The sequence below is a fragment of the Hamadaea sp. NPDC051192 genome, assembly GCF_040682475.1.
GTDB classification, from domain to species: domain Bacteria; phylum Actinomycetota; class Actinomycetes; order Mycobacteriales; family Micromonosporaceae; genus Hamadaea; species Hamadaea flava.
Map to the genome: position 1 here is coordinate 58312 of NZ_JBFBAZ010000006.1, position 11873 is coordinate 70184.

Sequence of the window (11873 nt, forward strand, 5' to 3'; positions counted from 1 at the left end):
TACGCGATCTACTCGGCGCGACCGGCGAACCAGTTCAGATACGCCACGCACAGCAGCAATGACCCGGACTGCGGCTGGACCGCATTGAGGTCGTAGACGGCGCGGGAGTGGTCGAACACGGCGCGGTCCCAGGCAGCCGCCGGCATCCATCGAGGCGCTTGCAGGAATTGCCCGGAGGTGGCCAGACCGCCGGTGCCGTCGACGCGCAGGAAGGTGGTCGCCCCGCCGGAAGCGGCGTACGTCGCCATGTTTCGGCTGTACGCATGAGCGAAGCGCGCCATGTCGGCGCCCTTGAAGGCCAGCCGCGCGCGGAAGGCCGCCACTGCGAACTCCACGTCGATCGCCCCATGGCTCAGGTCCTCGATCTGGGTTGCTCCGTTGCCCGGCGTGCCATACGACGGGGTGTACTCCGACAACCCCTCGGCTTTGGTGAAGCCGTTGTACACCTTGCTGAACGTCGGCCAGTACGGCCAGGAATAGCTGTCATTGGGCAGTAGCCGCAGATCGGCGGAGAACATCGCGGCGAGCCGGCGGGCACGGCCGGCCCAGAACGGGTCTCCCGTGACCACAGCCAGTTCCACATAGGTCTGGCCGAGGGCGAGACTCTGGTTGGTGGGCTGCTCGGTGCCGTCGAAGGCGAGGGGCATTCCCTTGGGCCAGACGAAGTATCCCCGCCCGGTCTCGTCCTGGCGCCACTCGTCGTCGTGTACGCGGGCGGCGGCGATCGCCGCTTGGAGATACTCGTCTGCCTTGCTTCGGTAGCGAGGGTCGGACCGCAGCGTTGGGGACTGTGCGACGATGCGGGCGAACGAGGCCATCGGATACGTGATCATTCCGGTATGGACGGTGAACACGACCGGCTGCGAAACCAAGGGGAAGGTTCCGTAGGCCGGCAACGCACCCGGTGCACCGCTCAGCGCTGCCGCGGTCACCATCGTCGGCGTCGGATAGGCCGCGGCGATGCGAGCCACCGCGTAATTGGGCGAGGCCGGATCGGTCGACAGATCGGCGAACACCGCCGTGCGGGCGGTCCGGTTGTTGCGCACCTCCAGCGTGAAGTGGCCGGTCAGACTTCCGGCCCGGACGATCGCGACCGCGTCGTCGGCGTAGGACAGGGCGCTGCGGATCTCGAGCAACGGGACGCCAAGCTCGTCGGCCAACGTCACCGCACCGACGGTGTAGGGGTTCGTCGCGCGCCACGCCGGAAGTGACAACCCCCGGTAGTCGGCCACCCGTCGTTCCGAGTCGCGATTGCCGAGCACCAGATCGACGTTGGCGATGAACCTGTCCAAGTAGTACGGATCGCGGTAGGTCTGGTACATCCGCAGGAAACCTGCCAGCACGTAGGACTGTCCCCAGGCCAGGCCGCCATGCTCGTTCGTGTCGGTCGGCTGCCCGACCGCCCCGCTGCTGTGGAAGACGGTGTCGAACAGGTCGAACGTCTCGCGGGCGGTGTAGTCGTAGCCCGCGGGGTCGGCTGCGGCCCGGCCGACGCCGGCGGCGCCGACGCCGATGCCGAGCGCCAGCCCGGCCACGCTTTTCCCGAGTTGCCGGCGATTTAACACGCTGTGGACCTCCTGGAGATTAGGACGTCAGAAATGCCGATAAATATCGACCATAATCGCGGACACCAAGGCGCGCAAGCGTTTGCCCAGCACAATCCGATGTGGATGACCGGCGGCGCGACGCACCCCGATGCCGCGCGGCCCGACACCCAGAACACCGGCGGTGGCGTGCGCTTGGTCTTGCGCCGTCGTCGTCCCATACGACGGCAGGGGGCGGCCGGGGCGTACAGGTGACGGCGCCCGACAGTGCGATCGTCGGGGCACCGCGACCGCCAGCGGCACCGCGAGGATCGGCCGGGCCGCTCCGGCCAGCCGCGCCGCGGCCGGCGCGAGATGGCACGCGATGGCACGCGATGCCAGGATCCGACGAAATCGGGGCCGCCGACACCCCTGGCCTGCGCGGCAACAGTACACGTTCTGATGTACCGTTGGTTTCGTGACGAACCGGCACGACCACGATACGGACGGCCACGGCCACAGCCACGGTGTCTCCGTCGACGCCGACCGGCGCTGGCTGACGATCGCGCTCGCCCTCATCGGCGGCTTCATGGCCGTCGAGGTCGTCATCGGCGTCATCGCCCAGTCCCTGGCGTTGATCTCCGACGCCGCGCACATGCTCACCGACGCGGTGTCGATCGTCCTCGCGCTGATCGCGATCCGCCTCGCCGCACGCCCGGCCAAAGGCCACTACACCTACGGCCTCAAACGCGCCGAGATCCTGTCCGCACAAGCCAACGGGCTCACCCTGCTACTGCTGGCCGCGTGGCTGGCCTACGAGGCCATCCGGCGGCTGATCAACCCGCCCGAGGTCCACGGCTGGCTCGTCGTGGTCACCGCGCTGGCCGGGGTCGCGATCAACATCGCGGCCTCGTGGGCCATCAGCAAGGCCAACCGCTCCAGCCTCAACGTCGAGGGCGCGTTCCAGCACATCCTCAACGACTTGTACGCCTTCATCGCGACCGCCATCGCCGGCCTGATCATGGTGTTCACCGGGTTCGACCGCGCCGACGCCATCGCCTCCCTCATCGTGGTCGCCCTGATGCTCAAGGCCGGCGTCGGCCTGCTGCGGGACTCGGGCCGCATCCTGCTCGAAGCCGCACCGGCCGGCCTGCACCCCGATCAGATCGGCGACCTGCTGGCGAACCAGAACGGCGTCACCGAGGTCCACGACCTGCACGTGTGGACCATCACCTCCGGCCAGCCGGCAATGTCGGCGCACGTGCTCGTCGACCGCGAACTCGACTGCCACCAGGTACGCCTGGACCTCGAAGGGCTCCTGCGTGACCGCTACGACCTGACGCACACGACTTTGCAGGTCGACCACGTCACGGACGCGCTGTTGCAGATCGAACCGCGTACCGATCATGGTGAGGACGCGCACGGTCCGGCGCACACCCGCACCGACCACCCCCACTGACTGGGGTCAGGCGCGGGCGGTGGCGATCGCCCGGCTGAGCGCCTCGACGATGCGTGGCCCGCGCCGGGTGAAGCCCAGCCGCACCATGGCCTCGTTGAGCACGTCGTCCTCGGTACGCAGCCGCCCGTCGCTCTCGATCCACCGCATGAGGTCCACCAGCGTGGACTGGGTGTACTCGGTGATGGGCAGACCGGGGGTGACCTCCGGCGGCTCCCCCGTCCGGGTCGGGACGGCGATCGGCTGCACCAGCGGGGCGAGCGACGGGTCCTCGATGCCGGCCAGCGCGTCCCGGTACGCCTCGACCGCGCGGGCGATCTCGGCGTCGCGCCGATGGAACCAGTCGGTCGACCAGATCCGGTGGAACCGCCAGCCGAGCCGTTCCAGGTGGTCCGACCGCAGCCGGTCGCGGTCGCGGGCGGTCGGCGACGAGTGGTAGGTCGCGCCGTCGGCCTCGATCGCCAGCACCATGCGGTTCGGGTCGTCGGGGTGGGTGGCGGCGAAGTCGATCCGGTGCCCGCCCACGCCGTACTGGGGGACGAGGGGGATGCCGGCCTCGGTCAGCCGGGCCAGGACGTCGGCCTCGAACGGATTCGCCGGTACGCCACCGGTCACCCCCGGCGCCGCGCCGATGCCTTCGGCGTACTGGAGGTAGGCGCGCAGGAGACGGGCCCCGTCAGCGCGCAGCCGCTGCGGATCCAGGTCGTGCGCCGAGAACGACGAGACCACCGTCATGCGCCGCTTCGCCCGGGTGATGGCCACGTTGAGCCGCCGCTGCCCGCCCTGCATGTTCAGCGGGCCGAACCGGTAGAGCATGCGCCCGTCGGGGCCGGGGCCGTAGCCGACGGACAGGATGACGGCGTCACGCTCATCGCCCTGCACCCGTTCGATGTTCTTGATGAAGAACGGCTCGGCGCCCTTCTCGGTGAAGAACCGGTGCAGGTACGAGCGGCTGGCCAGGGCACGCCGCAACGCGGCGTCGATGCGGTCGGCGTGCTTGATGCCCATCGTGATGACGCCGAGAGACTCCTCGGGCCGGGTCTCGAAGTGTTCGAGGATCAGCTCGACGACTCTGTCCACTTCGGCCGACGCGCTCTCCAGCGCGACCTCGGAGGTCCGGCTGGTGTGCACGGGCGGCACGAGAACGTGGCGCAGCGTCGGCCCCGCCACCCCGCCGGGGAAGGTCACCAGCTCGTTGCCGTGCGGGGCGTAGATCTGGGCGTTGGAGAAGGCGATCAGGCGCTCGTCGCGACTGCGGTAGTGCCACGCCAGGTGGGTCACCTGCGGCAGCGGCAGCACGCTGGAGAACGCCTGCAGCAACGACTCCACGTCGTCGGTGTACGCCTCCTCGTCCTGATCGGACAGCTCGGTCTCGCTGTCCACCTTGTCGAAGAAGGCGGTCGGCGGCAGCTGGTGCTCGTCGCCGGCGACGACGAGCTGGCGTCCCCGCATGACGGCGGTGATCCCGTCGACCGGCAGGACCTGGCTAGCCTCGTCGAAGATCACCACGTCGAACAGCCGCTGAGCCGGCAGGACCTGGCTGACCAGCAGCGGGCTCATCGCCCAGACCGGTTTGATCGCCAGCAGCGCGTGCGGCGCCTTCTCGAACAGGTGCCGGATCGGCAGGTGCCGCGCCTTCTTCACCGCTTCGCGACGGACCAGGTCCTGCTCGTCCTTGTGTCCGTCCAGGACGGCGACCAGGTGCGCGGCGGCGGCACGGCGTACGCGGGCCGGGGTGGTGGTGATGTGCTCGGCGTCGGCGGCCTGGAACTGCTCGGCCGCGGCGTGCAGCTGATCGCCGTCGAACCCGCGCAGCCGGGGATCACCGGCCCGGATGTGGTCCAGGACGCTGGTCAGCCAGGCGTGGTCGAAGGCGTGCACGGCCAGCTCCGGCCCCGCCTGCCGGGCGGTCAGCTCGTCGAGCAGCCGATCGGCGCGCCACTGCCGCAGCTCTGCGGCCAGGCCGTTGCGGCGTACCGCCCGGTCGAGGCCGTGGGAGTCGGCGGCGAGCGCGTCGGCCTGCCAGTGCAGCTGGTCCAGCGGGGTGTCCGGGCGCATCACCGGCACCGCGGCCACATCCCGCGCGGTGTCCTCCAAGGTGGACAGCGCGGCCTGAGTCACGGTGGATCCGCGCGGTGCGCGTCCGTCCACACTCGCCTCACGCCAGCGCCGGCTCACCTCGATCACGTCGGCCATCGCCTGGTGCAGGTCACGCTTCGAAGGCTTGCCCCGCAGCCACAGCGCACTCGCGTCCTTGCGGGCGGCGCGGCGTTGCGACCAGCTCAGGCTCACCTTATGAGTACGCCGGAAGGCGCGGTCGCCGCTGGCGGCCCACCAGGTGTCGACCGGCCCGGAGAACACCTCGGGACGCAGCCGGGCGAGCACCGACTCGGTGTCGGCGATCGTGACCAGCATCGTCCGCGACTCGTCGAGAGTGGACGGTGGACGCAGCCCGCATTCGGCGGCCGCCTGGGCGACCAGGCGACGCAGTTCGGGCAGCCGCCGCTGGGCCAGTTCGGTCACCGCGTGCATCGCCGCCCGGGCCTGCGTGGGATCCGTCGTCGTGACGGCGTCCCAGGCTCCGGTCCGCAGCGCCGGGTCGAACAACCCCAAGCGGGCCGCCTCGGCGACGCCGTCGCGCAACCGGTCGGCTTGTTGCCGGTCCAAGGCCAGCAACCCTTCTGCGTACCACCTGGTGGGAGTGACCGCCTCCGGACCGAGCCCGAGCAGCCGAGCCTGGGCCTCGAAGACCGAGACGTCCCACGGAGCGTGCCGGCGGTGCATCGCGGTGTTGTGCGCGACCATCTGATCGCGCCGCGCGACGAGCGTGGCGCCGAGGTCGGCGAGCTGGGGCTGGTGCTCCTCGGTGAGCCGCAGCAGCCGCGCGTGCAGCGACTCGGCCAGGTCCCGGCGGCTGGTCGTGCCGCCGTGCAGGTTCTGCACCAGATCGTCGAGGCCGACCGCCCGCAGACGGTCGACCACGGCGTCGATCGCGGCCCGTTTCTCGGCCACGAACAGCGCGGTCTGGCCGCGCGCGGCGAGCGTGGCGATGAGGTTGGCGATGGTCTGGGACTTGCCGGTGCCCGGCGGGCCTTTGACCACCAGATGCTGCCCGGCCACGACGGCGTTGATCGCGCGGCTCTGCGACGAGTCGGCGTCGAGCACGAGGAACTCGTCGCGCAGCGGCATGGTGTCCGGCGCGGTGACCTCGACACGGTCGCCGCCGGCCAGTTCCCGCGCGGCCGAGGTGTCCCCGGCCAGCGCGGCGACCACGTCACTGACGGCGAGCAGCCCGGCCGACTGCTGGATGTCCTGCACCATCGGCAGTTTCTCGTAGACGAAGGTGCCGACGACGCGATCGGGCGAGACCGCGAACCCCGGTACGCGCGAAGCCAGCTTCGCCAGCGTTTCGAGGGCCTGCTCGGCCTCCTCCTCCGCCGACGCGCCTTCGGCGCCGATCAGCACCTCGTCCGCGGAAACCTGTACGCCGAAGTCGTGCCCGAGCCGGTGCAGCAACACCGGATTGACCTCGGCCTCGCCGGTCACTCGGAGGGTGAAGTCGGCCTCGATCGCCGAGGTCGCGGTGACGCGTAGCGGGTACAGCAGCACCGGCGAGCGCGGCGCGCGGTCGGCCTCGCGCCAGGTGGCCATCCCGACGGCGAGGTATCCGGCGTCCAGACCCCGCTCTTCCGACAATTCACGCATCTTCGTGCGGATGGTGCGTACGCGACGCATCGCGTCGGCCCGCGCATCCGGTTCCCGGAACAGGTCCCCGACCGTCCGCGCCTGCCCGCTGAGCAGCGCGGTCACCGCCGCGGCGTCGGCCTGCGCCAGATTGAGCGTGCCGGACTTGAGATCGCGGTAATAGATCAGCCGGTTCGCGCCGGACATGTCGATCAGCGAATCCGCCCAGCGGCGGGCGGTCAACCGGATCCGCCGGGCACGAGGCGACTCCCCCGGCTGATCTGTCGAGGTCAGCGGGTCGAGTGGATCAAGCGGCGCGTCCGGCGGCACCTGTCGATTCTGCCACGGCTCGTCCAGCACGCCCCGGCCCTTACCCGCGAGACGGCCACCGCGAATCACCCCTCCGTGACGATGGCACCTTCGCTCTCGTCGGCCCGCGCAGTCTCTTCGGCCCGCGCAGTCTCTTCGGCGCGCACAGTCTCTTCGGCGTGCGTGGTGCGGGGCCTGGGCGGGGTCGCCTCGAAGTCGATGTGCTCCACCCGCACCCGCAGCCGGCGGTACGGCGTAGCCGCGCCCAACTCCTCCATGCGGCACGCCGAACACAGCTTCGGCGCGGGCGGCTTCTCCTCGACCCGACGCCGCTGCGCCACCTTGCCACGCACCTTCTTGTACGCCTTGCGCGCGATCTCCACCATGTGCTCCGGCCCGGTCAGCTGATGCCGCTGAAGTTGCAGGTCGAGCTTGCTCAGCGTGGTGTCGCGGGAGAGCAGGATCTTCTCCAGCCAGGCCGCGTTCTCGCGCGCGTGCTGCAACAGGTAGTTCTGCCGCCACAGGACATCGACGAGCGCCCGATATCCGGCCACGTCAGGCATCGGCCGCAGGTCCGCGCCCAGCTCCTGCCGGGTGCGTACGGAGTCGGGGTCGCCGTGCGCGGAGCGGATCGCGACCTCCAACTCGACGGCCGCGTCCAGGTCGCCCGGACCGGGAACGGCGTCGACGGCCGCAACGAGCACCTCGGTCAACTCGGCGGCGTCGAAGGTGACCGGGTACGGATGCGGCCGGTTGCGGGTGATCAGCGTCGCCGCGAAGTCCCACAGTGCCCGATGCAGCGCGACCTTCACCGGCACCGGTGCGATCGGCTCCCAGCGGACCAGATCAGGTCGCAACTGTTCGCCGTCATCGCAGACACTGCCGAACGTTGCCAACGCGATCGGGCCGGGCAGGAGGCCGTTGGCGGCGGTGTCGTTCAGCCAATCGGCGTACCGGCGCAGCTGCGCGCGCAGACCGGGCAGGTCGGCGGCGGCGCACAGCCGCAGCAGGCGCTCCTCCAGCGTCGGCCCGGATGGCAACCGCCACTGCGTCACCTCCCGGAGACCGCCGACCGTTCGGGGTTCTCCGCGTACGCCGTCGAGGGTGGACACCAGCCGGCCGCCGTCGCTGGAGACGACCAGCTCCTGCTGCATCACCGCGACCTCGGCCTGATCGTCCTGCGTCGCCGGGACCTCGGCCTGATCGTCCTGCGTGATCGCTGCGTGGGCACGGCTCGTGATCAGCAGCCAGCCTGCCGCGAGAGTCTCCTCGGCGGCGGCGTACGCCATCCGCAAGACGAGATCCCGGGGATCGTCGAGGACCTCCCGCCCCCGGTACGCCTCGGTGAACGCCTGCGTCAACAGGGGACGCAACCCGGCGCGCACTTCGGACGAAGGGTCGGCCAGGACCGGACTGCCGACCAGCACGTGCGGCCGTTTCGGGGTCGGGAAGACGGCGTACCCGGCGTGGGTGGTCAGCCCGTGCCCTTCGAACGCGGCAGTGAGCGCGCTCATCGACGCGGGCAGCCGAGGTTCGTACGCCTCCGCCAGGTACCACGCTTCGTCGGCCGTGTACTCCCGCCCCGGCGCGAGTTCCACCGTGCGATGCAAACCGAGCGGGTTCTCGTGCAGCACCACCAGTACGCCCTCGTCCGCGACCAACGCCGCGAGCAGCGCGACGGGATCGCCTCCGGCGTCGTGCCCTCCAGAGTTGTGGCCTCCGTCGGCGCCGGCGTCGTGGACTGCGGCGGTTCCGGCGTGGTGGTTTCCGGCGGTGCCAGCGTCGTGGCCTGCGACGTTTCCGGCGGGGTGGTTTCCGGCGTATCCGGAGCCATGGCGTCCGGCGTCGTCGTCCTCGGCCGAGGTCAGCCGCCCGAATCCGTCCAGCGCGATCACCAGGTCGAACCGATCAGCCGGGGCGTCCAGCGATCCGCACACGACCTCGACCTCGGGCAGCTCTTGGGTGAGCCGGCCGGCGTCGTCGACCGACCGGATCAGCCAGGTGACCGCCGCGCCGGCCTCCTGCGTGGCCTTGACCAGGTCGGCGTCGTGCGGTCCGGCGAACAACACGCGGCTGTCCGCGACGACCAGGTCGGCCACGATCGCCGACACCGAGCCGCTCGCGACGATCGTGGCCGGATCCCGCCAATCGGTCCACGACCACATGCCGGTGCCCTTACCGGTTCCCTTCCCCGGCTTTCGCTCAGCGCGCTGGCCTGCGTTCCGCTCAGCTGGTGCGGCAGCCACCTCAGACATGAACGGCTCCTCTCGTGTCTTCGCTGGCAGCCCGGGCGCTCGTGTCGTCGGTGGCGGCGGCCCGGGCGCTCGTGTCGCCGGCGGCGGCGCGGGCCACGGCGGCGCGGGCTTCGTTCCAGGTCTCCTGCCAGCCGAACAGCACCCGCAGCTCGGCCGGACCGACCAGCAGGTCCGCACCCAGCTCCGCCTGGGCCAGCGACCGGCACTCGGCCAGATCGGTCTCGCGGCCGTGCAACGCCGCCCATTGATCACGGATACGCGGATAGCCGCCGAAGGTCGGGTCGGCGTTCTCGAGGACCATGGGGTCGCCGTAGACGGCCGCCTCGCACCCGGCGAGCAGCCCGTACCAGATCGCGCTGGTCAACCGGTTGGACGCGACCCGGCGATGCCGCCGAAGCTCGGCGAGTTGGCGTACGAGGAACTCACGGTCCTGACCGCGCCACCAGAAGCCCCGCCGGCCGTGGCAGATGACCCGGAACCCGGCCTGCTCGTAGACCGCACGGATCTCCGGCTGCTGGTGCTCGTTCCAATACAGGCAGACCGTGACCGGGCCGGACTCCGTCTCGGCGATCTCCCGGGCGAGGCGCTGATGATCGCCCAGGATCTGCTGACCCTCCCAGCCGTGGAACGGGTAGAAGATCGTCCCGGCCCGCTGCTCCTCTAGTTCTCGCTCAAGAGGGTCCATCTGCAGGAGGTACGCGAACGGCGCGCCGATCGCCACGACGTCGCGGCGGCCCTGCGACCACGCTCGGCGGCGCGTCCGCTCCGACCACACGAACAGCGTGCTGCCGTGCACGAACGGTACGCCGCGAGCCAGCCCGTCGCCGATGTTCCAGCCGTGCTGGAGATAGCCGTCGACGCGCTGTGGATGGTCCGGGTCCGGCATGTCGCAGTACCGAGCCAGCACATACGTATGGCCGTAAAACTGGTTGGCGTGGTGCATCTCGTCTTGCGGTTCCCTACGCGCTGGTCAGATTCGTCCCGCCGGGCACAGTCGAAGGCCGCCAACAGCGGCGCACTCCTGGACCCTAAATCCGACAGAACGCTCTTTTGCGATGAAACGCCGATAGCACCCTGCATGCAGTATTGATCTTGAATAGAAAACGTCGCCCTGGCAACGCCTACCATTCAAGATCAATTCGGTTCATGATCGCCTCCGACGAAGCCGTCAGGGCAGGGCGACGATCGCCTCGACCTCGACCAGGAACTCGGACCGAAAGAGCCCCGCGACCTGCACCAGCGAGCTGGCCGGATTGGGACGGTCGCCGAGCGACGGCCGGATCATCCGGTCCCGGACGTCACGGACGATCTGCACTTCGGACACGTCGACGAGGAACCAGGTCAGCTTGACGACGTCGGGCCAGTCCGCGCCCAGCGACGCCAGTACGCGGCCGAGGTTGGCCAGCGACTGCTCGGTCTGGGCCGCGAGATCCCCAGGTCCGACGAGCTGACCGGCTGCGTCGAGGGCGATCTGGCCGGAGACGAAGGCGAGCTGGCCGGTGGTCGTGACAGCGTGGGCGAACCCGAAGCCAGGCGAGTTACCGGGAACGTCAATGAGACGGTCGACGATGGGCATGATCCCCAGCCTAGCCAGGCTCACGGGATGAGATGCTGGCACCATGGCCGGTACGCTGATCGTCCAGCCCGGCGTCGAGATTCCCGAGGCCGAGCTGAGCTGGCGCTTCTCCCGTTCGAGCGGGCCGGGTGGGCAGGGTGTGAACACCGCCGACTCCCGGGTCGAGCTGTCGTGGGACCTCGCCAACTCGGAGGCACTGCCCGACGCGCTCAAGGCACGCGCGCTTCATCGCCTCGCCGGCCGCCTCGTGGACGGCGTACTGACCGTCGCGGCCTCAGAACATCGCGCGCAACTGCGCAATCGCATGGCCGCGCAGACCCGCCTCGCCGCACTCGTCCGCGAGGCGATCGCTCCCCCGCCGAAGGCCCGGCGCGCGACCCGGCCGACCAAGGGCTCGGTGGAACGCCGCATCTCGGCCAAGAAACGCCGCTCGAACATCAAGCAAAACCGCCGCACCGACCTCGACTAGGCGAGGCGGTCCAGCCAGGGGTGGCCGGCGTGGACGAGGCGGAGCCAGCCGATCAGCTGGGCTCGGGCCGCGTCGTCCAATCTGGGCGCGGCGACGGTGAAGTCCGCCTCATCCTTCGGCCGTGGCCGCCTGGCCTTGTAGAACAAGGCCAGCTCCGGGCGCAGGAACGGGATGCCGTCCGGCGTCCGCGCGTACACGTGCTCGATCGGTAGGGTCACGCGCGGGTCGCGATGGCTGCGCCACAGCGGACCGTCCACAATCTCTAGAAAGATGTCGGTACGCCAAGAGCCGTGCCCGGGTTCGTAGACCCAGATCTGCCGGAACTTCTCGGGTGGCGTCGACCCGGGCGGCAGCGGGTGGACCGCGCCGTCGGCGCCGCAGCACGTGAGTCCGTCGAGCAGTGGCCAGAGTTGCGGGAAATGCTGCCGGGCGACGCCGAATTCGATGTCGCCGTGTTCGCGGGTCTGTTCGCCGAGGAACAGGTCGATCGCCCAGCCTCCGGCGATCCACCACGGCGATCGGAACGGTCGCAGGCGTTCGGCGAGTTCGCCGGGCTGCCAGGGCGCCCAGGCGTCGAGCGGTGGCGGTGTGGTCATCGGCC

Annotated in this window: 8 protein-coding genes; 2 read left to right on the forward strand and 6 right to left on the reverse strand. The window is 70.2% G+C overall.

The genetic code is table 11. From position 1 onward, the window contains the following. Positions 1-8: 8 nt before the first annotated feature. A complete protein-coding gene (locus tag AB0M47_RS04335; protein WP_363408178.1) occupies positions 9-1565 on the reverse strand; it encodes a hypothetical protein in 1557 nt (518 codons plus the stop codon). Between the two features lie 436 nt (positions 1566-2001). Here AB0M47_RS04335 and AB0M47_RS04340 point away from each other — a divergent pair, with 436 nt between their 5' ends. Next, positions 2002-2982 (forward strand): cation diffusion facilitator family transporter, encoded by a 981-nt coding sequence (locus AB0M47_RS04340; protein ID WP_363408181.1) that lies wholly within the window; start codon positions 2002-2004, stop codon positions 2980-2982. Positions 2983-2988: 6 nt separating this feature from the next. Here the strand turns inward: AB0M47_RS04340 and AB0M47_RS04345 are convergent, their stop codons facing one another. The 4 genes from AB0M47_RS04345 to AB0M47_RS04360 all read right to left on the reverse strand — a co-directional run bounded on the left by AB0M47_RS04345 (position 2989) and on the right by AB0M47_RS04360 (position 10803). Continuing rightward, entirely contained in the window at positions 2989-7023 is a 4035-nt protein-coding gene (locus AB0M47_RS04345) for an AAA domain-containing protein (RefSeq protein ID WP_363408184.1), read from the reverse strand. A 35-nt stretch (positions 7024-7058) separates the two neighbouring features. Next, positions 7059-9227, reverse strand: coding sequence for a hypothetical protein (locus tag AB0M47_RS04350; RefSeq protein WP_363408187.1), 2169 nt, complete (start codon positions 9225-9227; stop codon positions 7059-7061). Next, positions 9220-10170: a hypothetical protein gene (locus AB0M47_RS04355; RefSeq protein WP_363408190.1), complete on the reverse strand. Its 951-nt coding sequence runs from the start codon at positions 10168-10170 to the stop codon at positions 9220-9222. Before AB0M47_RS04355 ends, AB0M47_RS04350 begins: the two co-directional genes overlap by 8 nt. 225 nt (positions 10171-10395) lie before the next feature. Continuing rightward, positions 10396-10803, reverse strand: a complete 408-nt coding sequence (locus AB0M47_RS04360; protein WP_363408193.1) for a RidA family protein — start codon at positions 10801-10803, stop codon at positions 10396-10398. Positions 10804-10846: 43 nt separating this feature from the next. Here AB0M47_RS04360 and arfB point away from each other — a divergent pair, with 43 nt between their 5' ends. Beyond that, a complete protein-coding gene (gene arfB, locus AB0M47_RS04365) occupies positions 10847-11272 on the forward strand; it encodes an alternative ribosome rescue aminoacyl-tRNA hydrolase ArfB (RefSeq protein ID WP_363408196.1) in 426 nt (141 codons plus the stop codon). Here arfB and AB0M47_RS04370 read toward each other — a convergent pair. Continuing rightward, complete coding sequence (locus tag AB0M47_RS04370) at positions 11269-11868, reverse strand: hypothetical protein (RefSeq protein WP_363408199.1); 600 nt, start codon at positions 11866-11868, stop codon at positions 11269-11271. The two genes, arfB and AB0M47_RS04370, sit on opposite strands and share 4 nt — an antisense overlap. Between the last annotated feature and the right edge of the window lie 5 nt (positions 11869-11873).